Source organism: Diaphorobacter sp. B2A2W2, assembly GCF_056730635.1.
Genome location: NZ_JBWZOR010000001.1, coordinates 272,296 through 294,784 on the forward strand (window position 1 = coordinate 272,296; position 22,489 = coordinate 294,784).

The 22,489-nt window shown below is 66.4% G+C and carries 21 protein-coding genes and 1 tRNA gene; 4 read left to right on the forward strand and 18 right to left on the reverse strand.

Going from position 1 to position 22,489, the window contains the following annotated elements:
- Positions 1–3 precede the first annotated feature (3 nt).
- The gene (locus AC1PPL_RS01255) at positions 4–303 is read right to left on the reverse strand and encodes a helix-turn-helix domain-containing protein (protein WP_003282197.1); all 300 of its coding nucleotides are present in this window, start codon (positions 301–303) and stop codon (positions 4–6) included.
- Between the two features lie 105 nt (positions 304–408).
- Here AC1PPL_RS01255 and AC1PPL_RS01260 point away from each other — a divergent pair, with 105 nt between their 5' ends.
- The gene (locus tag AC1PPL_RS01260) at positions 409–1,035 is read left to right on the forward strand and encodes a LysR substrate-binding domain-containing protein (protein ID WP_065085017.1); all 627 of its coding nucleotides are present in this window, start codon (positions 409–411) and stop codon (positions 1,033–1,035) included.
- A 47-nt stretch (positions 1,036–1,082) separates the two neighbouring features.
- On the opposite strand, the gene AC1PPL_RS01265 is transcribed toward AC1PPL_RS01260, so the two are convergent.
- The 3 genes from AC1PPL_RS01265 to AC1PPL_RS01275 all read right to left on the reverse strand — a co-directional run bounded on the left by AC1PPL_RS01265 (position 1,083) and on the right by AC1PPL_RS01275 (position 4,905).
- The gene (locus tag AC1PPL_RS01265; RefSeq protein WP_077575498.1) at positions 1,083–2,936 is read right to left on the reverse strand and encodes a tyrosine-type recombinase/integrase; all 1,854 of its coding nucleotides are present in this window, start codon (positions 2,934–2,936) and stop codon (positions 1,083–1,085) included.
- A gap of 238 nt (positions 2,937–3,174) precedes the next feature.
- A tRNA-Gly gene (locus tag AC1PPL_RS01270) sits at positions 3,175–3,248 on the reverse strand.
- A gap of 166 nt (positions 3,249–3,414) precedes the next feature.
- The gene (locus tag AC1PPL_RS01275; RefSeq protein ID WP_103738225.1) at positions 3,415–4,905 is read right to left on the reverse strand and encodes an NAD-dependent succinate-semialdehyde dehydrogenase; all 1,491 of its coding nucleotides are present in this window, start codon (positions 4,903–4,905) and stop codon (positions 3,415–3,417) included.
- A gap of 143 nt (positions 4,906–5,048) precedes the next feature.
- Between AC1PPL_RS01275 and alaS the strand changes: the two genes are divergently transcribed.
- The gene (alaS, locus tag AC1PPL_RS01280; RefSeq protein ID WP_015913309.1) at positions 5,049–7,673 is read left to right on the forward strand and encodes an alanine--tRNA ligase; all 2,625 of its coding nucleotides are present in this window, start codon (positions 5,049–5,051) and stop codon (positions 7,671–7,673) included.
- Positions 7,674–7,822: 149 nt separating this feature from the next.
- Here alaS and AC1PPL_RS01285 read toward each other — a convergent pair whose 3' ends face one another.
- The 5 genes from AC1PPL_RS01285 to AC1PPL_RS01305 form a co-directional block, all read right to left on the reverse strand.
- Positions 7,823–8,827, reverse strand: a complete 1,005-nt coding sequence (locus tag AC1PPL_RS01285; RefSeq protein WP_424296911.1) for a GGDEF domain-containing protein — start codon at positions 8,825–8,827, stop codon at positions 7,823–7,825.
- A 20-nt stretch (positions 8,828–8,847) separates the two neighbouring features.
- Complete coding sequence (gene trmB, locus AC1PPL_RS01290) at positions 8,848–9,630, reverse strand: tRNA (guanosine(46)-N7)-methyltransferase TrmB (protein ID WP_479972431.1); 783 nt, start codon at positions 9,628–9,630, stop codon at positions 8,848–8,850.
- Positions 9,600–10,571 carry a tRNA glutamyl-Q(34) synthetase GluQRS gene (gene gluQRS, locus AC1PPL_RS01295; RefSeq protein ID WP_424296909.1) on the reverse strand — a complete coding sequence of 324 codons (972 nt, stop codon included), beginning with the start codon at positions 10,569–10,571 and terminating at the stop codon, positions 9,600–9,602. The genes trmB and gluQRS overlap by 31 nt, the downstream gene beginning before the upstream one ends.
- On the reverse strand, positions 10,568–11,671 hold the full coding sequence (locus AC1PPL_RS01300; RefSeq protein ID WP_424296908.1) for an NAD(P)/FAD-dependent oxidoreductase: 1,104 nt from the start codon (positions 11,669–11,671) through the stop codon (positions 10,568–10,570). The genes gluQRS and AC1PPL_RS01300 overlap by 4 nt, the downstream gene beginning before the upstream one ends.
- Before the next feature lie 96 nt (positions 11,672–11,767).
- Complete coding sequence (locus tag AC1PPL_RS01305; RefSeq protein ID WP_015913314.1) at positions 11,768–12,706, reverse strand: LysR family transcriptional regulator; 939 nt, start codon at positions 12,704–12,706, stop codon at positions 11,768–11,770.
- A 117-nt stretch (positions 12,707–12,823) separates the two neighbouring features.
- Here AC1PPL_RS01305 and AC1PPL_RS01310 point away from each other — a divergent pair, with 117 nt between their 5' ends.
- Positions 12,824–13,525, forward strand: a complete 702-nt coding sequence (locus tag AC1PPL_RS01310; protein ID WP_011805229.1) for a pirin family protein — start codon at positions 12,824–12,826, stop codon at positions 13,523–13,525.
- Between the two features lie 36 nt (positions 13,526–13,561).
- Positions 13,562–13,975, forward strand: a complete 414-nt coding sequence (locus tag AC1PPL_RS01315; protein WP_088886790.1) for a DoxX family protein — start codon at positions 13,562–13,564, stop codon at positions 13,973–13,975.
- A gap of 71 nt (positions 13,976–14,046) precedes the next feature.
- Here the strand turns inward: AC1PPL_RS01315 and AC1PPL_RS01320 are convergent, their stop codons facing one another.
- From AC1PPL_RS01320 to AC1PPL_RS01360, 9 genes are all read right to left on the reverse strand, one after another.
- On the reverse strand, positions 14,047–14,787 hold the full coding sequence (locus AC1PPL_RS01320) for an arginyltransferase (protein ID WP_011805231.1): 741 nt from the start codon (positions 14,785–14,787) through the stop codon (positions 14,047–14,049).
- The gene (aat, locus tag AC1PPL_RS01325) at positions 14,784–15,536 is read right to left on the reverse strand and encodes a leucyl/phenylalanyl-tRNA--protein transferase (protein WP_424296905.1); all 753 of its coding nucleotides are present in this window, start codon (positions 15,534–15,536) and stop codon (positions 14,784–14,786) included. Before aat ends, AC1PPL_RS01320 begins: the two co-directional genes overlap by 4 nt.
- A gap of 50 nt (positions 15,537–15,586) precedes the next feature.
- Positions 15,587–16,015: a VOC family protein gene (locus AC1PPL_RS01330; protein WP_287985741.1), complete on the reverse strand. Its 429-nt coding sequence runs from the start codon at positions 16,013–16,015 to the stop codon at positions 15,587–15,589.
- A gap of 90 nt (positions 16,016–16,105) precedes the next feature.
- A complete protein-coding gene (locus AC1PPL_RS01335; protein WP_424296903.1) occupies positions 16,106–17,443 on the reverse strand; it encodes an enolase C-terminal domain-like protein in 1,338 nt (445 codons plus the stop codon).
- A 44-nt stretch (positions 17,444–17,487) separates the two neighbouring features.
- Positions 17,488–18,474: a 2-hydroxyacid dehydrogenase gene (locus AC1PPL_RS01340; protein WP_479972432.1), complete on the reverse strand. Its 987-nt coding sequence runs from the start codon at positions 18,472–18,474 to the stop codon at positions 17,488–17,490.
- Between the two features lie 68 nt (positions 18,475–18,542).
- Positions 18,543–19,496 carry a Bug family tripartite tricarboxylate transporter substrate binding protein gene (locus AC1PPL_RS01345; protein ID WP_479972433.1) on the reverse strand — a complete coding sequence of 318 codons (954 nt, stop codon included), beginning with the start codon at positions 19,494–19,496 and terminating at the stop codon, positions 18,543–18,545.
- Between the two features lie 69 nt (positions 19,497–19,565).
- Entirely contained in the window at positions 19,566–20,477 is a 912-nt protein-coding gene (gene kdgD, locus AC1PPL_RS01350) for a 5-dehydro-4-deoxyglucarate dehydratase (RefSeq protein ID WP_011805237.1), read from the reverse strand.
- An 87-nt stretch (positions 20,478–20,564) separates the two neighbouring features.
- The gene (locus AC1PPL_RS01355; RefSeq protein ID WP_088886786.1) at positions 20,565–21,533 is read right to left on the reverse strand and encodes a Bug family tripartite tricarboxylate transporter substrate binding protein; all 969 of its coding nucleotides are present in this window, start codon (positions 21,531–21,533) and stop codon (positions 20,565–20,567) included.
- A 112-nt stretch (positions 21,534–21,645) separates the two neighbouring features.
- Complete coding sequence (locus tag AC1PPL_RS01360; RefSeq protein WP_088888518.1) at positions 21,646–22,452, reverse strand: FadR/GntR family transcriptional regulator; 807 nt, start codon at positions 22,450–22,452, stop codon at positions 21,646–21,648.
- Between the last annotated feature and the right edge of the window lie 37 nt (positions 22,453–22,489).

The following is a 22,489-nucleotide window of genomic DNA, read 5'->3' on the forward strand; positions in this document are numbered from 1 at the left end:
GCTTCAATCTGCGGATGGGGCCGACTCTGCCAGCTTGGCTTCGGTCAGAGTCATCAAGTGGGCGGAACTGCATTTCAGCGCACGGGCAATCTTGAGGATGAGAGGGAGCGTGGGGACATGCTCGCCGCGCTCGATCTTGCCCATGTGCGACCGTTCGATGCCGGCCATGTGGGCCAGCGTTTCCTGAGCGATGCCCTGGTTGGTTCTTTCTTCCCGCACGGCAGCCCCAAACGCGATGGCTGGTTCCGCTTCGTAGGTAGTGGTGCCGGTGGGGCGGCCCCTTTGGATCGAACGCTTTGGCATTGCCAAGAGCGTCGAACACGGTCACGATTTAAACCACGTTAAACTTAACTCATCTAACGGCTTCGAGATCAGTTGCCACGAGTTCACCGCCTGGGGGAGCTGGACGTGGAATCGAGTGACATCACCGCCGAAATTCGCATGGCCGTCCTCGGCGAATGGGTGCCTCCCCAGCTCGCCGACGTGCTCGCCCTGCAGCGTGCCGAAGAGCCGGAGACCCATGCCGTCCTGGCCGGCTGGACAGATCCCGGTCGAGGCTCGGAGCTGCCGGACGACGGCTTCGACTTCGCCTTGTCTGCGGTTGCCCGGCAGTGGCCTGGCTGGGTATGCGAACCGCTGTGGCATGACACGCTGGCGGTCGCCGTGGCCAAGCGCTCCCACCTGCTGGCCCACCGTGAAGTGCCGTGCGGGGAAGTGCTCAAGCAGCCCTTGATCTGCTCGCAGTCCACGGCCGATGAACCATGGCGCATGACCGTGCAGCGTGTGTTCGAGAACGCGCTGCAAGAGCGAGAGCAAACGGTGGAGACATTCGATGTGGCGATGACGCTGGTTGCCGCCGGGTACGGGATCGCCATTGCGCCTGCCGCGAGACTGGCGAGCTACCTACGCCGAGGCATCGCCGTGCGGCCGCTGGCCGGCGCACCAACGATCGTGATGGCTTACCTGCTCCGCCGCGATGCTTCCTTGTCGGACACCCAGGCAAGATTCGCCCGCCGCGCGCGCTTGGTGTCCTGACAGACGCGCGGGGATCGCGGTTTCGCCACGATCCCGCATTCCTGCTGCTAGGCGACTCCGACTCGCAGCGGGGTCCATTCGCTTTCCTTCACGGCTGTGCTCACTGCCATGACGAGCTTGTCGAGATTGCCGGCCGTCACGCCCTCCAGTGCCGAACACCCCCGCAGCATCGAGCGCGGTTGCAGTAGTGCATGGTAGATCTGCCAAGGGTCCGCACCCCTGGTCAGCTTCAGGACGGACTGGATCAGCTCGTGCTTGAGTGGGTCGAGGTGCCAGTCCGGCACGCGCTGGCCGCGGTTGCCTACGTTCAACGCCAGCAAGTTGCCCGCCTTGATCTCGTAGCTGATCCACCTGCGGGACTTGCCCGCCATCTTGGCAAACGCCGCGACGGGAAGGTTGTGCGGCGCTTCGAAGACATCGAACAGCTCCATCCTCTCGCGCTGAATGTCCGAAGGCACCAGCGGCGCGGCCGATCGAGGGGGCGGAACCGCCGGCAGCCGATGTGCGGCGGCAGAAACCAACGGCATGGCGTCACCCGGCTTCGTCACCAGCAGGATTGGCGAAGCGGCAACCGGCGTGGAGGGTGCGCTTGCGGTTTGCTCACTCGGGAATGCGGGCACGCCTTCCAGATGCACGGTGAGCGGCATGCTGGCCGCCTCGACCTGGTTCTGCTCGAAGAGGTCGAGCCGATCGGCCCAGTCCTGCATCATGCGGCGACGCTGCTCCACGTACTCGGCATGGTTGTAGGTCGCGCTGACCTTGTTGGGATCGACATGCGAGAGCTGTGCATCCACCCAGACCTTCGGGTAGCCGATCTCGTTGAGCGCAGTGGACATCGTGCCGCGGATGCCGTGCCCCGTCAGGCGTTCCTGATAGCCCATGCGCTTGAGGGCACCATTGAGCGTGTTCTCGCTGATGCGCTTCTTCAAGTCGCTGTCGTGCCGGAACAGGTAGCGCTGGGCCGGCTTGAACTCATCGAGCAGGTGCCGGACGATCTCCATGGCCTGAATCGACAGCGGCACGATGTAGGGCGGGATGTCCTTCGCCTGCTGCCGCTTCTTGCGCATATCCAACTGGAGTTGCTTCACGACGTCGGGCGGGATGATCCACAGCCCACGGTCCAGATCGAATTGATCCGGCATCGCCTGTCGCAGCTCGCCGGTTCGCACGCCGGTCAGCACCAATAGCCGCAGCCCGAGCTGGGTCTGCCGCCTGCCGCGATAGCTGCGCAGCCGCTGCAACAGCTTCGGCAGCTCGGCCATGCGCAGGAACGGGTTGTGGTTGACGGGCGGCAGCGGCAGCGCCACCACATCGAGATCGGAGGCAGGGTTCTGCTCCAGGCCCGGCACGATCACCAGCGCGTAGCGGAACAGTTGGTTGAACCACGTCCTGACTTTCTCGGCGACGGAGAGCGCCCTGCGCTTCTCGATCTTGGCGATCACCTCCAAGAGGTCGGGACGCTTGATCTCATAGATCGACCGCTTGCCCAAGGCGGGTAGCACATCCTTGTCGAAGATGCGCGGAAGTATCGAGAGGGTCGTCTGCCGGCCTTCCTTGAGGCTGAGCCCGCGATGCTTGAGCCACTTGCGATACACCGCCTCGAAGGTGTTTTCGTCGGCGAGCCGGACAGCGGTGCGCTTCTGCTTGCGGTGAACGCGAGGATTGGTGCCTTTGGCCAGCAGGGCGCGCGCTTCGTCGCGCAGGCTGCGGGCCTCGCGAAGCGTCACCTCTGGGTAGGTGCCGAGCGACATCCGCTTCTGCTTGCCCGCCCAGTAGTAGCGGAAGTGCCAAGCCCGGCCCCCTGCAGCCGTGACGGCCAGGGAGAGGCCATCCAAGTCAGGGAGGGTGTATGCCTTGCCAGTTGCCTTGGCCTGCCGAACGGCCAGGTCTGAGAGTGCCATGCTCTTGCTCCTGAACATGAGTCAGGAACCAGATGCTGGTCACGTCGACCTCGCCCCTCCATCAACAATCCGGAATCAGCCGCGCCCGCAAAAATGGACTTGTTTGTGGACTTAAAAGTCCCGGCTGTAGATGGATCGCAGTGGACCACGGCAGAACGTCAAAGAGAGGAAAAGTCCTTGTGTGGCAACGACTTGCAGACTCTCTTGGACTTCTGCGGAAGTCCGCAGAATGATGCGGTGGAGCGGGCGATGGGAATCGAACCCACGTCTTGAGCTTGGGAAGCTCAGGTCCTACCATTGAACGACGCCCGCAAAGTCGGTGGATTCTAGCGCACTGCCGCGTGCTTTCCGGGCAACCGTGCATTCTGCGCCGGCCGACGACCAGCCTGTCCTGCCAGCACATGGTTCGTTGGGATTTCTGGCCATCGGGCAATAGGAGCAAGCGCTGGCAGCTATAAAAAAAGAAGTAAAGTGCTCTCTACTTCTGGATATCGCCCACGCAGAGGTATTTGATCTCCACATAGTCGTCCATGCCGTAGTGGGAGCCCTCGCGCCCCAGGCCCGACTGCTTGACGCCACCGAAGGGCACATGCTCAGTCGCCAGAATGCCGACGTTCACACCCACCATGCCATATTCCAGCGCCTCGCCCACTCGGAAGATGCGGCCCACGTCGCGGCTGTAGAAGTAGCTGGCCAAGCCAAACTCGGTGGCGTTGGCGGCAGCGATGGCTTCCTGCTCGGTCTCGAACCTGAAGACCGGCGCCAGCGGGCCGAAGGTTTCCTCGCGCGCGCACAGCATTCCAGCGGTGGCGTTGGCGAGCACCGTGGGCTCAAAGAACTGGCCCGCGCCCAGTTCCGCCAGGTGCTTTCCGCCCGTTACGACGCTGGCGCCCTTGGCGATGGCGTCGTTCAGGTGGCGCTGTACCTTGTCCACCGCCGCGGGTTCGATCAACGGGCCCTGGTTCACGCCGTCCTCGAAGCCATTGCCGACCTTTGCGGTTTTTACGCGGGCGGCAAACTTGGCGACGAAGGCGTCGTACACCCCCGCCTGCACATAGAAGCGGTTGGTGCACACGCAGGTCTGCCCGGCATTGCGGTATTTGCTGGCAAAGGCGCCTTCCACGGCGGAATCGAGGTCGGCATCGTCGAACACGATGAACGGCGCATTGCCGCCCAGCTCCAGGCTCAGCTTCTTCACCGTGGGCGCGCACTGGGCCATGAGGATGCGCCCGACCTCCGTCGAGCCGGTGAACGACAGGTGGCGCACGACGTCGCTTGCGCACAGCACCTTGCCGATGGCGATGGAGTTCTCCGCATCGGCCGTCAGCACGCTCAGCACGCCGGGGGGAATGCCCGCGCGCAACGCCAGCTCGGCCGCGGCAAGGGCGGTGAGGGGCGTGAGCTCGGCCGGCTTAATCACCACCGGACAGCCCGCCGCGAGCGCCGGCGCCACCTTGCGCGTGATCATCGCCAAGGGGAAGTTCCACGGCGTGATGGCCGCGCACACGCCGATGGGCTGCTTGAGCACCAACAGGCGGCGGTTGTTGTCGAACTGCGGCAGGGTTTCGCCGTTCACGCGCTTGGCCTCCTCGGCAAACCACTCGACGAAGCTGGCGCCATAGGCCACCTCGCCCTTGGCCTCGGGCAAGGGCTTGCCTTGTTCCGCCGTCATGAGCCGGCCCAGGTCGTCCTGGTGCTGCATGAGCAGGTCAAACCACTGGCGCAGGATGGTGCTGCGCTCCTTGGCCGTCTTGGCCTTCCATGCGGGCCATGCTTCGTTGGCGGCGGCGATAGCCAGCTCGGCTTCCTTGGCCCCCAGGTTGGCCACATCGGCCAACTTCAGGCCGGTGGCCGGGTCGTGCACGGCAAAGCGTGCGCCGCCTGCGAACCACTGGCCTCCCAGCAGGGCGTCGGTCTTGAGCAGGCTCGGATCCTTGAGCAGGGAAAGGGGTGATGTCTTCATGTCCATGGGTTGGCTCCTGGAAGGCCGCGGCGGGCAGGGCAAAGGGGCAGGATAGCGCCGTGTGTGCGCAAGGGTGAAATCTATAATGACAGGTTGGTCACGACGGGATGCCTTGCGCTGCCATACCCGCCACGAACCCCATACACACCATGAGCACACCCACTTTCTCCGTTGCAGACATTCGCAAGACCTTCCTGGACTTCTTCGCCGCCAAGGGGCATACCGTGGTGGCGTCCAGTCCGCTGGTGCCGGGCAACGACCCCACGCTGATGTTCACCAACTCGGGCATGGTGCAGTTCAAGGATGTGTTCCTGGGTACGGACAAGCGCCCCTATGTGCGCGCCACATCGGTGCAAACCTGCCTGCGCGCCGGCGGCAAGCACAACGACCTGGAGAACGTGGGCTACACCGCGCGCCACCACACGTTCTTCGAGATGCTGGGTAACTGGAGCTTTGGCGACTACTTCAAGCGCGAGTCGCTCAAGTGGGCCTGGGAGCTGCTGACCGAGGTCTACAAGCTGCCTCCCGAGCGCTTGCTGGCCACGGTCTACGCCGAGGACGACGAGGCCTACGACATCTGGACCAAAGAAATCGGCCTGCCGCCCGAGCGTGTGATCCGCATCGGCGACAACAAGGGCGGCCGCTACAAGAGCGACAACTTCTGGATGATGGCCGACACCGGCCCCTGCGGCCCGTGCTCGGAGATCTTCTACGACCACGGCGAGCACATTGCCGGCGGCCCCCCCGGCAGCCCGGATGAGGACGGCGACCGCTTCATCGAAATCTGGAACAACGTGTTCATGCAGTTCGACATGGACGAGCAAGGCAACGTCAAGCCGCTGCCCGCACCCTGCGTGGACACCGGCATGGGCCTGGAGCGCCTGGCCGCCATCCTGCAGCACGTGCACAGCAACTACGAGATCGACCTGTTCGACGCGCTGATCAAGGCCGCGGCGCGCGAAACAGGCACAAGCGACCTGACCAACCCGTCGCTCAAGGTCATCGCCGACCACATCCGCGCCACCGCCTTCCTGGTCGCCGACGGTGTCATCCCCAGCAACGAGGGCCGCGGCTACGTGCAGCGCCGCATCGTGCGCCGCGCCATTCGCCACGGCTACAAGCTGGGTCGTAAGACGCCGTTCTTCCACAAGCTGGTGCAAGACCTGGTGCAGCAGATGGGCGATGCCTACCCCAAGATCCGCGAGCAACAGGCGCGCATCACGGATGTGCTGCGGGTGGAAGAGGAACGCTTCTTCGAGACCCTGGCGCACGGCATGGAGATTCTGGACAGCGCTTTGGCTGGCGGCGCCAAGACGCTGCCGGGCGACGTGGCGTTCAAGCTGCACGACACCTATGGCTTCCCGCTGGACCTGACGAACGACGTGTGCCGCGAACGGGGCGTCAACGTGGACGAAGCGGGCTTTGCCACCGCCATGGAACACCAGAAGAGCACTGCCCGCGCCGCAGGCAAGTTCAAGATGGACCGCGCGCTGGAATACACCGGCGCGGCCAACCAGTTCACGGGTTACGAGCAACTGGCCGAAAGTGCCAAGATCGTCGCGCTGTACGTGGACGGCACCAGCACCGCGGCCCTGCACGCGGGTCAGAGCGGCGTGGTGGTGCTGGACCGCACGCCGTTTTATGCCGAAAGCGGCGGCCAGGTGGGCGACCAAGGCACCATCGGCGCTGGCTCGGCGTGCTTCAGCGTGGCCGACACGCAGAAAATCAAGGCCGACGTCTACGGCCACCACGGCACCCTGGAAGCCGGCACGCTGAATGTGGGCGACACGGTGCAGGCGCAAGTGGACCTGCAACTGCGCGCGGCCACCATGCGCAACCACTCGGTCACCCACCTCATGCACAAGGCGCTGCGCGAGGTGCTGGGCGACCATGTGCAGCAAAAGGGCAGCCTTGTGAACGCCGAGCGCACGCGCTTTGACTTCGCGCACAACGCGCCGCTGACGGCCGCGCAGATTCGCGAGATCGAACGCCTGGTGAATGCCGAAGTGCTGGCCAATACCGACACCAACGCGCGCCTGATGGACATCGAAAGCGCGCAGAAAACGGGCGCCATGATGTTGTTCGGCGAGAAGTACGGCGAGACCGTGCGTGTGCTGGACATCGGCACCAGCCGCGAGCTGTGCGGCGGCACGCACGTGCGCCGCACGGGCGACATCGGCCTGTTCAAGGTGGTGGCTGAGGGCGGCGTGGCCGCCGGCGTGCGCCGCATCGAGGCGGTGACCGGCGAGAACGCGCTGGCCTACTTGCAGTCGCTGGAGTCCACGGTGGACCAGGCTGCAGCCGCCCTGAAGGCGCCCCCTGCGGAGCTGACCGCCCGCATTGGCGGTGCGCTCGATCAGATCAAGACGCTCGAGAAGGAACTGGCTGCACTCAAGGGCAAGCTGGCTTCCAGCCAGGGCGACGAGCTGGCCGGCCAGGCCGTGGACGTCAAGGGCATCAAGGTGTTGGCGGCCCGGCTGGAAGGCGCGGACGCCAAGACCCTGCGCGAGACCATGGACAAGCTCAAGGACAAGCTCAAGACGGCGGCCATCGTGCTGGCGGCCGTCGATGGCGACAAGGTGCAGCTGGCGGCCGGTGTGACCGCCGACAGCATCGGCCGTGTCAAGGCCGGGGATCTGGTGAACTTCGTGGCGGCCCAGGTGGGTGGCAAAGGGGGCGGAAAACCCGACATGGCTATGGCCGGCGGCACCAACGCGGCGGCGCTGCCGCAGGCGCTGGCAGCCGTGCAGGGCTGGGTGGGCGAGCGCATCTGACGACGGCCTGGGCCCCCCAGACGGGGGCCCGGTGCACGTGCGGACATGGTTGTACCCGCGCGGGCGGCGGCGGCCTGCGCCGCGGTTACACCGGACCCACGGGGCTAGGCAAAAGACGGCAGGCACAGCGCCGTCTGCCGGCAAATGGGCTAGAACAGCTCCACTTCGTCGTGCGCCACCTTGATCTGCAAGGCGCCACTGTTGACCAGATCTTCATAGAAGCAGACCTGGTTGCGTCCATGTTCCTTGGCATAGTAGAGCGCCTGGTCCGCGCGCCCCAGGATCTCCACCGGCGAGCCCTGTTGCGTGGCCGCGAAGCCGATGCTCACGGTGATGTGGCCGATCTGCGGGAACACATGCGTCTGCACGGCCGCGCGCAACCGCTCCAGCGCCTGGCGCGCCTGCGCCAACGTGAGGGAACGCAGCAGCACCACGAACTCCTCTCCGCCGAAGCGGAAGATGCTGTCCTGGCTCTGGAACTGCGTGCGCAGGCGGTTGGCCACCAGGATCAGCACCTCATCGCCATAGAGGTGTCCAAAGCGGTCATTGACCGACTTGAAATGGTCGATGTCGATCACCGCCAGCCATTGGCGCACGGTGTCTTCGCCCTCACCTGGGCTGGCGGGTGCGCCGGTCTGTCGTGAGAACTGCTCCTCGAAGGTCTTGCGGTTCAGCAGCCCGGTGAGCGCGTCCCGCTCGCTGTAATCCAGCAGGCTCTGGTAGTTTTGGTAGACCAGGAACACGCCCATGATCACGTCGCGCTGGTGACGCGTGAAGCGGCGGGACTGGGTGATTTCCAGGCACGCCGTGGGGCGCCCGCCCAGCCACATGGGCAGCCAGAGCGTGTGGCGCTGCTCGGAGGCACGCGCGGCGCTCTCGCCCTGGGTGGCGATGCAGTGGGCCAGTTCAGGCTCTTGCGCCAGCGGAATGCGCTGGGGATCCGAAGCAGCGTCGTACTCACTGGAGACTAACTGCCCTTCGCGGCTCCAGCTGCGCGGGCGCAGCATCAGGACTTCGTCCTGCGTGAACAGCTCCAGCGCCCGCACCTGCACGATATGGCCCAGCTTGAGCAGCGTGGACAGCACCGAGACCTCCAGGCGCAGGTGGTCCCGGTGGGCGGTCATTTCGGCCAGGTTCTGGAGGATGGGCTTCATCGGGAAACGGGAATAGACGCTCAGCGGCGCGTGAACACCAGGTCCCACACGCCATGGCCGAGCCGCATGCCGCGGTTCTCGAACTTGGTCAGGGGGCGGTAGTCCGGCTGCGGAGCATAGCCCTCGGCGGTGTTGGACAGCAAGGGTTCGGCCGACAACACCTCCAGCATCTGCTCCGCATACGGTTGCCAGTCGGTCGCACAGTGGATGTAGCCCCCCGGCTTCAGGCGTGCCGCCAGCTGCGCCACCAGCGGCGGCTGGATCAGGCGGCGCTTGTTGTGGCGCTTCTTGTGCCAGGGGTCGGGAAAGAAGATATGCACGCCGTCGAGCGATCCGGGCGCCAGCATGTGCTCCAGCACCTCGACGGCGTCGTGCTGCAGGATGCGGATGTTGTGGATGTCCTGCTCGCCGATGCGCTTGAGCAGCGCGCCCACACCGGGTTCATGCACCTCGCAGCACAGAAAGTTGTCTTGCGGGCGCACGCGCGCGATGTGTGCCGTGGCCTCGCCCATCCCGAAGCCGATCTCCAGCACCAGCGGCGCGCTGCGGCCGAAGGCCGCAGTGGCGTCCAGCAGGGCGGGCGCATAGTCCAGCACGTAGTGCGGGCCCAGCTCTTCCAGCGCCTTGGCCTGGCCGGTGGTGGTGCGGCCGGCGCGGCGCACATAGCTTTTGATGCCCTTGGGATGGGCGACGTCTGCCGGGGCGCTGCCTGCGGCACCGGGCATGGGGGGGGCCGCGGGGGCCTGCGGGTCTTGCGAAGAAAGCGTTTGAGTCACAGCGGCGAATTGTAGGTTCCAGGCCATGCCTTGACCCAGAATGCGAGCGCATCGGCGATGCCTGCTATGCCTGTAGGTGACGGCAATCCCAGTACCTGGGCTGCATTTGTCAAAGCCTGCAGCGGCTGGCTGTCGTCGATGGGGGGGGCGCCATGTTGTTTGGAGAGCTTCTCGCCATCCGCCGCACGTACCAGGGGCGTATGCAGGTACTGCGGCGTGGGCACGCCCAATGCGGACTGCAGCAGGATCTGGCGCGGCGTGTTGTCGGCCAGGTCTTCGCCGCGTACCACATGGGTGACGCCCTGGTCGGCGTCGTCGACCACTACCGCAAGCTGGTAGGCCCACAGGCCATCTGCACGCCGCAGCACGAAGTCGCCCACCTGCCGCGCCACATCCTGAAACTGCGGGCCCAGGCGCCGATCGGTCCAGGAGACCCCGGAAATTGCTATTGAATAAATAGCTGGTTGCGCTTGCTGGATGGGCGCTGGAGGCATTTTTGATTGATACCTCTGGGTATGGAAGCGCCAGGCGCGCGGCGTGCGTCCACCCAGGCCGTGGCGGCAGGTGCCAGGGTAGGGGCGTTCCACATGGCGTTCATGCACCAGGCCCTGCGCCTGCAAGGCGGCTTCGATGTCGCGGCGCGTGCATGCGCATGGGTAGGCCAGGCGGGCGTGGAGCAGCCCATCCAGCGCCTGCTGGTAGCGGGGGCCGCGGGTGGATTGGTACAGCGGCTGCTCGTCGGGCAGCAGGCCGCAGCGGGCCAGCTGCGCCAGAATGCGCTCGTCGGCGCCGGGCACGCAGCGCGGCGGGTCCACGTCTTCGATGCGCACCAGCCAGCGCCCGCCGCGTCCTCCCAGGGCCGCGCGCGCGTCCAGCCAGCTGGCCAGGGCGGCGACGAGCGAGCCCGCGTGCAGCGGGCCGGTCGGGGAGGGGGCAAAGCGGCCGACGTAGCCCGCGGCCGCCGTCATGCAGCGGTGAGCGCGAGCTCCAGGCCCGAGACGAAAGCGTCTTCCAGCCGGTGCCCCAGGCACCAATCCCCGCAAACGCCCAGGCCCAGGGAGGCGTCCCACAGAAAGCTCTGGCCCAAGGGCTTTTGCGTCTGCGCGTGGCGCCAGCGCCGCATCTCGGCATGCGTGGGCGTGGCGCGTATGCCGGTGACTTCGGCAAACGCCTTGATGAGCTTGGCCTGCACGCGGGGGGCCTCGTCGTTCAGGTGCTCCAGCGACCAGGCGGGACTGGCCTGCACCGTCCAGCGCTCGATCTGTGTCCGGCCGGGCTTGCTGGACTCACGGGCCAGCCAGGCAATGCGGTGGTGCGTACTGCGTGCGGCGTTCCACTGCGGGCCGAGCGTGGTCAGCCCGGGGCGCACGGCCTGCGCAAAGGCCAGCATCAAGGTCCAGCAGGGCGCGATGTCCACGCCGGCCAGGGCATCGTTCCACGGCGTGGAAACGCCGGACTGCTGCAGCAGCGCCCGCGACAGCGGCGCGGGCTGGGCCAGTACCACGCCATCGAAACCCGCATACACCTGCGATCCCCCATCCAGCGTCTCGGTGCGCAGCTGCCAGGCCGTGGGCCGCATGGCGTCGCGCTCGATGCGCGTGACGGCCGTGCGCGTGTGCAGGTGGCCTTCGCGCGCCAGCGGTGCGGCCCAGGCCTGGACCAGCGCATCCATTGCGGGGGCCGCCACCCAGTGCGCTTCACCGGGCGGTGGCGCGGCGGTGGCGACGCGCCCGGCGGCGTCCAGCACGCGGATGGTGGTGGCGCTCCAGGCGCGGCACAGGCCGGAAACGGTGTCCAGCGCCCGCTGAAAGCGTGCGTCGCGTACCGTGAAGTACTGCGCGCCCGAATCAAAACTGCCAAACGGCGACGCCAGCGCCGCCGTGCGCCCGCCGGGCTGCGGCGCCTTCTCGAAGACGGTGACCATGTGGCCCGCCTGGGCCAGTGTGCGGGCGCAGGCCACGCCGGCCATGCCGGCACCCACCACGGCAAAGCGCCGCGCGGCGCCCAGGGGCGCGACCTGCTGGCCTTGTTTCAGTCGATCGCTGGAGCGGGAGGAAAAGCGGGTCATGGCAGGCCTTCGATGACGTCGGAAATGGGCTGGTGCAGTGCTGGTAATTAGCGCAGCGCTAGTGTTGACTCTACACGCGCCGCGCGGCCCACGCATTCAGAACTGGTGGTGGTTTTCCAGCAGCGCACGGCGTGTGGCGTCACTTTGCAGTTGCGACAGCCACCACTGCAGCGCGCGGCCCGGCGCAGCGTGCCCGGGGCCACCCCATTGGTAGCTCAGGCGCACGTTGCGCGCGGGGCGCGCCACCTGCCGCTCGACCAGATGGCCGGCTTCGAGGTACGGACGCACCATGGGCTCGGGCAGAAAGCCCCCGCCCAGGCCGCGCAACTGTGCATGGATCTTGGCGCGCATGTTGTCCACGGTGAGGACATCCTGCCCCGCGAGGATGCCCATGGTCACGTTGCTGCGCCGTGCCGAGTCGGCCACGGCGATCGCGCGGTGTTCGCGCAGCGTGGTGTCGCTGATGGGCTCGGGCACCTTGGCCAGTGGGTGGTGGGGCGCCACGACGAAGATGAAACGCACCTCGCCCAGCGGGGCGGATTGCAGCCCGGCGACGTTGGAGGCGCCCACGGCCACGCCGATGGCCAGGTCTGCTTGGCCCGACGTCAGCGCTTCGGCCGTGCCGCCGAGGATGCCGTCGCGCCACTTCACGCGCGTGGGTGGACCGAGGGCGTAGAACGCCTCCACCAGCTCCAGCATGGTGGTGGGCGAGATGACGCCGTCCACCGACAGCGTGAGCTGCGGCTCCCAGCCCGTGGCCACGCGGCGCACGCGGTTGGCGATGGCGTCCACGTCCTCCAGCAAGCGCTTGCCTTCGCGCAGCAGCTCCATGCCGGCATCGGTGGGCCGTGCGTGGCGGGCGCTGCGGTCGAAAAGCAGCACGTCCAGCGCATCCTCGATCTGGCGCACACGGTAGGTCAGTGCGCTGGGCACCACGCCGAGCTGGCGTGCCGCCGCGGCAAAGCTGCCCGTCTCCGCAATGCTCTGCAGCATGGCCAAGTTTTCAGGGGTCAGGGCATCGCGGGTGTTTTGCATGATCGACGGCCTATTCGTTCAATGAGTTTGAATGATGCCTTCAAGCCCGCTGTCCCTGCAAGGGCGCTGCGCGACCTACAGTTCTCTCCAACGCAACGCATTTCCAGGAGCGACCCCATGCTGACCCTTCGCAAATCCCAAGATCGCGGCCACGCAGACCACGGCTGGCTCCATTCGTACCACAGCTTCTCGTTCGCGGGCTACTACGACCCGCGCCACATGGGCTGGGGCAACCTGCGCGTCATCAACGAGGACCGCATCGCGCCGGGCACGGGGTTCGGCACCCATGGCCACCGCGACATGGAGATCATCAGCTACGTGCTGTCTGGCGAACTGGCGCACCAGGACAGCATGGGCAACGTCAAAGGCATTCCGCCCGGCGACGTGCAGCGCATGAGTGCCGGCACGGGCGTGATGCACAGCGAGTTCAACCACGCCGAGGGCCAGCAGACGCACTTTCTGCAGATCTGGATTGAGCCCAATGTGCGCGGCATCGCGCCGAGCTATGAGCAAAAGCGCTTTCCCGATGCCGACAAGCGCGGCCAGTTGCGTCGCGTGGCCTCGCCCGACGGCGCGCAAGGCTCGGTCACGATCCATGCCGACGCCACGCTGTACGCGGGCCTGTTCGACGGTGCTGAGGCGGCGCAACTGCCCATTGCCGCAGGGCGCAAAGCCTACGTTCACCTGATCCGCGGTACGCTGCAGGTCAACGGACAGCATCTGAGCGGGGGCGACGCGGCCCTGCTGGATAACGAAAGCAGCGTAACCCTGTCTGGGGGAAGCGATGCCGAAGTTCTGGTTTTTGATCTCGCCGCGTGAAGTCTGCCCATCCACTTCAATCTTAGGAGTTCCGCCATGTTTGCTACCCTGCAAAACCCTCTGGCCCTGGTGGGCCGCATCCTCATCGCCCTGTTGTTCATCCCTGCGGGGTTCGGCAAGATCAGCGGCTTTGCCGGCACCGTGGGCTACGCCACGTCCGTGGGCATGCCCATGCCCACCGTGGCCGTTGCCGTCGGTCTGTTGATTGAACTACTGGGCGGCCTGGCACTGCTCTTCGGATTCGGAACACGCATCGCTGCGCTGGCGCTGGCCGTGTTCACGCTGGCGGCCAGTTTCTTCTTCCACGCCTACTGGGCTCTGCCGGCGGACCAGCAGATGATGCAGCAGCTGTTGTTCTTCAAGAACGTTGCCGTGACGGGCGGCCTGCTGGCATTCGCCGCCTTCGGCGCCGGGGCATGGAGCGTGGACGGTGCACGGTCCGGGCGCTGATCGCTATTAAAAAAGAAGCTGCTTGCGCTTGATGGATGGGCCTTGGAGGTCGATATGACCTGCAAGGCCCATCAACTTTTGGAACGCTGCCAACGGCCGTCGATGCGCAGCTCATGCGGCATGAAGCGCGCCTTGTAGTTCATCTTCGGGCTCTGCTCGATCCAGTAACCCAGGTAGACATACGGCAGGCCCAGCGTGCGCGCCTGCTGCACCTGCCACAGCACGTTGTAGGTGCCGTAGCTTGCGCCCGGCTCGGGCTCGTAAAAGGTGTAGACGGCGGAGAGGCCGTCCTCCAGCACGTCCAGGATGGACACCATCTTCAGTGTCCCCGGCTGGCCGTCGGCCCCGGTCTCACGGAACTCCACCAGCCGCGAATTGACCCGGCTTTGCAGCAGGAACTGCGTGTACTGGTCGATGCTGTCCTGGTCCATGCCGCCCCCGGCGTGGCGTGCGTTCTGGTAGCGCAGGTATAGCTGGTAATGCTCGGGCAGGTAGCACAGGCGCAGTACCCGCGCCTGCAGGCCGGCGTGGCGCTTCCAGGCACGGCGCTGGCTGCGGTCGGGCTTGAATGGATCAACCACCACGCGCAGCGGGGTGCAGGCCTGGCAGCCGTCGCAGTAGGGGCGGTAGGTGAACATGCCGCTGCGCCGAAAGCCCCGCGCCACGAGGCCCGAATACACATCGTTCTGAATCAGGTGACTGGGCGTCGCCACCTGCGAGCGCGCCTGCCGCTCGGGCAGGTAGCTGCACGGGTAGGGTGCCGTGGCGTAGAACTGCAGGCTTTGCAGCGGAAGATCGTTGAGTTGGGTCACGCCGCTGAGGGGTTGGGCAAAAGCTCGGTCCAGTATACGGGCTCGAATTTCCAGGTGCAGGCAGGGTCTTGCCGCGCTCGCGCCACGTGATTCAGGAACTGCGAACGTTCCATCTCCCGGGCGCCCAGCGAGGCCAGATGACCCGTGTTCTGTTGGCAGTCGATCAACGGGACCCCCTCGCGCCGGCACAGGCATACCAGCGCCGCCAGGGCGATCTTGGAAGCATCGGTCGCGTGCGCGAACATCGATTCGCCAAACACGGCCCGTCCTAGCGCCACGCAATAAAGCCCCCCCACCAGTTGCCCGTTCACCCAGGTTTCCACGCTATGGGCAAGGCCAGCAGCATGCAGCGCCTCATACGCGGCAACCATGGAGGGCACGATCCAGGTGCCGGACTGCCCGGCCCGCGGCTTGTTGGCGCAGGCGTGGATCACGGCGGAAAAGTCGCTGTCGATGCGCACCTCGCGACCGGGCGTGGCGCGAAAGCGCTGCAGCACGCGGCGCAGCGAGCGGTGCAGACGGAATTCCTGCACATGCAGCACCATGCGCGGGTCCGGGCTCCACCACAGTATGGGCTGGCCGGTGCTGAACCACGGAAAGACACCCTGGGCATAGGCCTGCACCAGGCGGGGCACCCCCAGCGTGCCGCCCGCGGCCAGCAGGCCGGGCGCGGGAGAGTCCGCGCCCCAGGCACCGTCGGTGGGTGGAAAAGGATCGTCGGGTTCCAGCCAGGGAAGCGATGTGGTCATGCAGGCAATCAAGGGCGCGCGTAGAGCGCGATTGTCGCCCGCCCGCGTGCTCAGAACGTGATCAGGACGGAGGACGCGCTGCGCTGGTGTGCGCCATGGAATACCGCCTCGATGTTGTTGCCGTCCGGGTCCAGCGCAAAGGCGGCGTAGTAGCCCGGGTGGTAGGACCGCTCGCCCGGGGCGCCGTTGTCGCGCCCGCCATGCGCCAGCGCCGCGCGGTGGAAGGCATCCACCATCTCGCGGTCTTTCGCCTGGAAGGCGAGGTGGTGCCGCCCCGTGAGGTGGCCATTAGCGGCGGGGCTGCTGGCCGTGGAGACGAACAGCTCGTCGGCCCAGAAGTAGCTGTCGGCCTGGCCCCCCAGGGGGATTTGCAGCGCGCCCAGCACCGCCTCATAGAACCGCAGGCTGGCGGGCAGGTCGCGCACCACCAGCTGGATATGGTCGATGAGGCGGCCACGGTGCAGTTGCTGTGCGTCCATCATGGCGCTCCTTTCCTGTTGTGGCGGAATACCGCGCGACCCAGCGCGCGGTGCGTCCGGCCATTCTAGGCAGGGGCGCGTGCCGGCCTCTCAGCGCACCATGCAGGGCCGCTTGGGGTCGAACTGCCAGCCCGGAATCAGGCTTTGCATGCCGATGGCGTCGTCGCGCGCGCCCAGGCCATGCTCCTGGTACAGCGCATGCGCGCGCTGCAGTGCGGCGCGGTCCACCGTCACGCCCAGGCCCGGGGTCTCGGGCACGTCGACGAAGCCGCCGCGGATCTGCAGTGGGTTCTGGGTGAGGAACTGCCCGTCCTGCCAGATCCAGTGCGTGTCGATGGCGGTGACCTTGCCCGGGACGGCGGCCGCCACGTGGGTGAACATGGCCAGCGAGATGTCGAAGTGGTTGTTGGAGTGCGACCCCCAGGTCAGGCCCCAGTCGCGGCAGGTCTGGCCCACGCGCACGGAGCCGGCCATGGTCCAGAAGTGCGGGTCGGCCAGCGGGATGTCCACGGACTGCAGCGACAGGGCGTGCACCATCTGGCGCCAGTCGGTGGCGACCATGTTGGTGGCCGTAGGCAAGCCCGTGGCGCGGCGGAATTCGGCCATGACCTCGCGGCCCGAGAAACCCCCTTCGGCGCCGCAAGGGTCTTCGGCATAGGCCAGCACGCCACGCATGTCGCGCATCAGGCGGATCGCGTCCTTGAGCAGCCAGCCGCCGTTGGGGTCCAGGGTGACGCGGGCTTGCGGGAAGCGCTTGGCCAGGGCGGTGACGGCCTCGACCTCCTGCTCGCCGGCCAGCACGCCGCCCTTGAGCTTGAAGTCGTTGAAGCCGTAGCGCGCGTGCGCGGCTTCGGCCTGGCGCACGATGGCGTCCGGCGTCATGGCCTCCATGTGGCGTACCTGATGCCAGTCGTCGGTGCCTGAACGGTCCTCTCCCGCCTGCACGTAGGGTTTACCGGTCTTGTGCGACGGGCCCACGAAGAACAGATAGCCCAGCATCTCCACGCGCTCGCGCTGCTGGCCTTCGCCCAGGAGCGCCGCCACGGGCACGCCCAGGTACTGGCCCTGCAGGTCCAGCAGTGCGGATTCGATGGCCGTCACGGCGTGCACACCAACGCGCAGGTCGAAGGTTTGCAGGCCGCGCCCACCAGGGTCACGCCCTTCCAGGGTCTTTTGCACCTGCTGCAGCAACTGCAGGCGCTCACCGATGGGGCGGCCGATGAGCACGCCGCGACTGTCCTCCAGCGCCCGGCGGATGCCTTCGCCACCGGGGACTTCCCCCACGCCGGTGCGACCCGCGCTGTCATGAATCAGCACCACGTTGCGTGTGAAGAAGGGCGCGTGCGCGCCGCTGAGGTTCATCAACATGCCGTCGCGCCCGGCGACGGGGATGACTTCGATCTCGGTGATGGTGGGAGTCTGTGACATGGTTCGGGGAAGCAGAAAAAACGGAGATGAAAATGGCCCGGACGTCAGGCGGAGTGCGCCTGCCGGGCCGCAGCCGCCGACCAGGGCACTTCCTGCACCGGCACGCCCGTGGCAAGGCAGCTGTGCAGGTTTTGCAGCACCAGGTCGGCCATGGCACGGCGGGTCTCCTGGGTACCGCTGGCGATGTGGGGGGCCAGGACGACGTTGTCCAATGCGAGCAGTGCTGGCAGCGGGTGGGGCTCGTCCTCGAACACGTCCAGACCGGCGCCGGCAATCCGCCGCTGCTGCAGGGCGGCGGCCAGCGCGGCCTCGTCCACCACGCTGCCGCGCGCGACGTTGACCAGGAACCCCTGCGGGCCCAGCGCGTCCAGCACCTCGGCATTCACCAGGTGGCGCGTGCTGTCTCCGCCCGCAGCGGTGATGACGAGGAAGTCCGCCCAGCGCGCCAGTTCCATCAGCGACGGCAGGTACTGATGAGGCGAGCCCTCCACCGGCCGGCGGTTGTGGTAGCCCACCTGCATGTCAAAGCCCGCGGCGCGGCGCGCCACGGCAGCGCCGATGCGCCCCATGCCGAAGATGCCCAGGCGCTTGCCGCTGGCGCGCGTGTGCACGCCAAAGCGCTGGCGGCTCCAATCACCGCGGCGCACGAAGCGGTCGGCCGCGGACAGGCTGCGCGCTGCGTCCAGCAGCAGGGCGAAGGCCATGTCGGCCACGCAGTCGTCCAGCACACCGGGCGTATAGCCCACGCGTGCGCCGCACTCCAGCAGCGCAGCCTGGTCCAGTGCGTCAAAGCCCACGCCAAAGCTGCTGACGAACCGCAGGCGGGGCAGGGCGCGCACCACGTCGCCCGGCAGGCCCATGGCGGCGGAAGTCACCACGCATTCGAAATCTGCACCGTGCGCGGCCAGGAAGCCGGCCCGGTCTGGCTGCTCGCTGAGCACGGTCACGTCGAACTGGGCGGCCAGTTCGTGGTCCAGTGCGGGCAATGGCATGCGGCCGTACTGGAGGATGCGGGGAGGGCGATGTGTCATGGGGGCGGCAGAGGCAAGAGGGCGCCCGCACCGGCAACTGCGGCGCGGACGTCGAGAGGGCGTGGCAATCAGTCGATGCTGATTTTGCGGGCTTCGATGAGCGTCTTCCAGCGCGCGTACTCGCGCGCTTGGAAGGCCGTGAATTCCTCGGGGGTGTTGGCAACGATCTCCATGCCCTGGTCCGTTAGGCGCTTCTTCAGCGTCGGCTCATTGATGGCCTGGATGGCTACGTCCGCCAGCTTCTTCTTCACATCCGCGGGCAAGCCCTTGGGCGCGGCCATTCCTTGCCAGGAATAGATCTCGGCCCCTTTCACACCGGCCTCGGCCAGCGTGGGCACGTCGGGCAGAACGGGGGAGCGCTTGTCGCCCGTGACGGCGATGGCCGTCAACTTACCGGCACGGATGTGCGGCAGCACCGCGTTCACGTTCTGGAACGAGAAATCCACCTGTCCACCCAGCAGATCGTTGATGGCCGGTGCGCCACCCTTGTAGGGCACATGCACGCCCGTGGTGCCGCTTTGCTGCCAGAACAGCTCGGCCGAGAGGTGGTCCGACGAGCCATTGCCAGAGCTGGCAAAGCTGATCTTGCCAGGTTGCGCCTTGAGCGCAGCCACCACCTCGGCCAGCGTACGTGCCTTCTGCGCGGGCGAGGCGACGAGCACATTGGGCGCTTGCACGGGCAGAGACAGGTAGTCGAAGTCCTTGACTGCGTCATAGGGCACGTTCTTCACCAGATGCGGCGCGATCACGTAGGGGCCGAGCGAGGCCACGAGCAGCGTGTAGCCGTCTGGCGCGGCGCGCTTGACCGCCGTGGCGCCAATGGTGCCGGTGGCGCCAGGGCGGTTGTCCACCACGAATGCCTGGCCCAGTTTCTCGCCCATGTGCTGGGCCATGGCGCGGGCAATCGTGTCGGTGGAGCCGCCGGGCGGGAACGGTACGACGATGTTCACGCTCTTTTCCGGCCAGGCGGCCACGGCAGACAGGGCCACGCTGGCCGCGAGGGCCACGAGGACTTTTTTCATGGGGTGCTCCTTGGATCTTTATGTGCCGGGATGAGCAGCCCCGCCAACGCTGGGCGGGGCCAAAAGGCATCAGACAGGCTCGACCTTGCGGATCAGTTCGGCCAGCATCTCGATCTCTTCAGCCTGCAAGTCGGCCAGCGGCGCACGCACGGGGCCGGCGGGGTGGCCGACGATCTTGGCGCCGGCTTTGATGATGCTCACCGCGTAGCCGGCGCTGCGGTTGCGGATCTTCAGGTAAGGCATGAAGAAGTCCTTGAGCAACTGGTGTTGCGTGGCCTGGTCGTCGTTCTTCACCGCTTCGTAGAAACGCATGGCCGTCTTCGGGATGAAGTTGAACACGGCGGACGAATACACCGGCGTGCCCAGTGCCTTGTAGGCGGCGGCATAGACCTCGGCCGTGGGCAGGCCGCCCAGGTAGGCCAGGCGGTCGCCCATGGCCAGGAACATGGAGGCCATGCCCTCGATGTCGCCCACGCCATCCTTGAAGCCGACCAGGTTCGGGTTGCGCTCGCACAGGCGGGCAACGGTTTCCGGCGTGTAGCGGGTGATGCCGCGGTTGTAGATGATCACGCCGAAATTCACGCTCTTGCACACGGCTTCCACGTGGGCTGCCAGGCCTTCCTGGCTGGCTTCTGTCATGTAGTGGGGCATGAGCAGGATGCCGTGCGCGCCGGCCTTCTCGGCGGCCTGCGCGCATTCGATGGCAAAGCGCGTGGGGCCGCCCGCACCGGCAATGATGGGCACCTTGCCGCGGCAGGTGTTTACCGCCGTCTGGATGATCTGCGGATATTCGCTGGCCGTGAGCGAGAAGTACTCGCCCGTACCGCCCGCAGCAAACAATGCGCTGGCGCCGAACGGAGCGAGCCACTCCAGGCGCTCGGCATAGCCCTTGGCATTGAAGTCGCCGTTGTCATGGAAGTCGGTGATGGGGAACGACAGCAGGCCGGAACTCATCACGTTCTTCAGGTCTTGGGGAGTCATCTCAGTCTTTCTTTCAAAGCCGCTGCGCGGCAGGTTGGCGACGTGGGGTTAAAGAAGGGAAATCGGGGCGCGGTCAGCGCTGCGCATTCAGTCCAGCTGCAGCTTCTCTTGCTGCACGACCTTGGCCCAACGGGCGCGTTCGCTGGCAAAGAAGCTGTCCACTTCCGACGGGGACAGGGTCACCACTTCGGCGCCCTGGCCCGTGAGGCGTGAGCGCACATCGGGCGTACGGATGGCGGCCACCAGGGCCTCGCCAATGCGCTTGGTGATGGCCGGCGGTGTTCCTGCGGGCAGCATCACGCCTTGCCACGAGCCGGTTTCGAAGCCCGCCACGCCCTGCTCGGCAATGGTGGGAGAGCTGCCGATGAGCGGCATGCGCTCGCGCTTGGACACACCCAGCAGCTTGAGCTTGCCGCTTTGCACATGGGGATAGGTGGCCAGCATGCCGTTCATCAGCACCTGCGTCTGGCCGGCCACCGTGTCCTGCACCGACTGCACGCCGCCCTTGTAGGGCACGTAGACCCACTTGGCGCCCGTGGCGCGGGCCAACTCCACACCCGCCAGGTGCGGTGCGCTGCCGGTGGCCGTGACGGCGAAGTTCAGGTCGCTGGTTTTGGACAGCTCCACCAGTTCCTTCAGGTTGTTGGCCTTGACGGAAGGGTGCACCACCAACAGGTGGGGCGAATACGCCAGCATGGCAGCGCCGCGCAGATCCTTGGACGGATTGAAGGGCAGCTTGGTATAGATTGACGGGCTGATGGCCAGCGCGCCCAGATCGCACAACAGCAGCGTGTAGCCGTCAGGCGACGACTTGGCCACGATGTCGGCGCCCAGATTGCCGTTCGCACCGGGCTTGTTCTCGACGATCACCGGCTGCTTGAGCGACTCGGACAACTGCTGGCTGATCGAGCGGGCAATGATGTCCGAACTGCCGCCCGGCGGGTAGGGCACGACGATCTTGAGCGGACGGCTGGGCCAGTTGTCTGCGGCGTGAACTAGGGTGGTGCTGCAGGCCAGCGCGGCGCAGGCGAGGGCAAGGCGGCGGGTCAAAGTCATGCGATGTCTCCTGTGGTTGTGTGGGTTAAGTTATACGTCATCGTACAACATCAACAAAAGAACAACAAACGTTTCAGCGCAAATTTTTCAGTGGATGGCTTGTGAAAGGGGCTCAGGCGGGCAGGGCGGCCGCCGCGGCGGCCGCTTCCTGAGCCTGGCGCAGCCGTTCGCGGCTGTTGGTCAGGTGCACGCGCATGGCCGCGCGGGCGGATTCAGCATCCTTGCGCGCAATCGCCATGTAGATCTCTTCGTGCTCTCGGTTCACGCGCTGCAGGTAGCCGTCATTCGGCGGGGAGCTGCGCGCGGTGCCCACGCGGGTGCGCGGAATCAGCGTGGTGCCCAGGTGGTTCATGATGTCCGCAAAATAGCGGTTACCGGTGGCCTGGGCAATCTGCAGGTGAAAGCGAAAGTCGTGGGCTACCGTGTCTTCGCCCAGTTGCGTGCTCTGCGCAAAGTCATCCAGTGCGGCACGCATGGCCTGCAATTGCCCCTCAGTACGGCGTTGCGCGGCCAGCCCAGCCGACTCGGTCTCCAGGCTGATGCGCAGCTCCAGCACGGCCAGCACGTCCACGGACTCGGCCAACTCGGAGGGGTCCAGGAAGAACATGCCGCCGCTACGGGGTGGCAGTACGAAGGTGCCGATGCCGTGTCGGGTCTCCACCATGCCGGCGGCCTGCAGCTTGGACAGCGCCTCGCGCACAACCGTGCGACTCACATCGTAGCCCTGCACCAGCTCCGATTCCGTGGGCAGCTTGTCGCCTTCGCGCAGCAGGCCTTGGCGAATCTTGCTTTCAAATTCATCGAACAGCACCTTTGCCAGGCTGCGCCCTGCGCTGCGGCCCGCTCTGCCGCGCAGTGAAGAGGCGTGCTGGGCTGCGGACGCGATGGATTCGGGTAATCCCGTGGAGGGCGTGTTCATGGATGTGATCATAATTCGTTGCACGTTATCAGACAAC

Coding starts and splice junctions, on each gene's coding strand:
- AC1PPL_RS01255 (WP_003282197.1), bottom strand. CDS start 303: ATGCCAAAGCGTTCGATCCAAAGGGGCCGCCCCACCGGCACCACTACC.
- AC1PPL_RS01265 (WP_077575498.1), bottom strand. CDS start 2,936: ATGGCACTCTCAGACCTGGCCGTTCGGCAGGCCAAGGCAACTGGCAAG.
- AC1PPL_RS01275 (WP_103738225.1), bottom strand. CDS start 4,905: ATGGACATGAAGACATCACCCCTTTCCCTGCTCAAGGATCCGAGCCTG.
- alaS (WP_015913309.1), top strand. CDS start 5,049: ATGAGCACACCCACTTTCTCCGTTGCAGACATTCGCAAGACCTTCCTG.
- AC1PPL_RS01285 (WP_424296911.1), bottom strand. CDS start 8,827: ATGAAGCCCATCCTCCAGAACCTGGCCGAAATGACCGCCCACCGGGAC.
- trmB (WP_479972431.1), bottom strand. CDS start 9,630: ATGGCCTGGAACCTACAATTCGCCGCTGTGACTCAAACGCTTTCTTCG.
- gluQRS (WP_424296909.1), bottom strand. CDS start 10,571: ATGACGGCGGCCGCGGGCTACGTCGGCCGCTTTGCCCCCTCCCCGACC.
- AC1PPL_RS01300 (WP_424296908.1), bottom strand. CDS start 11,671: ATGACCCGCTTTTCCTCCCGCTCCAGCGATCGACTGAAACAAGGCCAG.
- AC1PPL_RS01305 (WP_015913314.1), bottom strand. CDS start 12,706: ATGCAAAACACCCGCGATGCCCTGACCCCTGAAAACTTGGCCATGCTG.
- AC1PPL_RS01310 (WP_011805229.1), top strand. CDS start 12,824: ATGCTGACCCTTCGCAAATCCCAAGATCGCGGCCACGCAGACCACGGC.
- AC1PPL_RS01315 (WP_088886790.1), top strand. CDS start 13,562: ATGTTTGCTACCCTGCAAAACCCTCTGGCCCTGGTGGGCCGCATCCTC.
- aat (WP_424296905.1), bottom strand. CDS start 15,536: ATGACCACATCGCTTCCCTGGCTGGAACCCGACGATCCTTTTCCACCC.
- AC1PPL_RS01330 (WP_287985741.1), bottom strand. CDS start 16,015: ATGGACGCACAGCAACTGCACCGTGGCCGCCTCATCGACCATATCCAG.
- AC1PPL_RS01335 (WP_424296903.1), bottom strand. CDS start 17,443: ATGTCACAGACTCCCACCATCACCGAGATCGAAGTCATCCCCGTCGCC.
- AC1PPL_RS01340 (WP_479972432.1), bottom strand. CDS start 18,474: ATGACACATCGCCCTCCCCGCATCCTCCAGTACGGCCGCATGCCATTG.
- AC1PPL_RS01345 (WP_479972433.1), bottom strand. CDS start 19,496: ATGAAAAAAGTCCTCGTGGCCCTCGCGGCCAGCGTGGCCCTGTCTGCC.
- kdgD (WP_011805237.1), bottom strand. CDS start 20,477: ATGACTCCCCAAGACCTGAAGAACGTGATGAGTTCCGGCCTGCTGTCG.
- AC1PPL_RS01355 (WP_088886786.1), bottom strand. CDS start 21,533: ATGACTTTGACCCGCCGCCTTGCCCTCGCCTGCGCCGCGCTGGCCTGC.
- AC1PPL_RS01360 (WP_088888518.1), bottom strand. CDS start 22,452: ATGAACACGCCCTCCACGGGATTACCCGAATCCATCGCGTCCGCAGCC.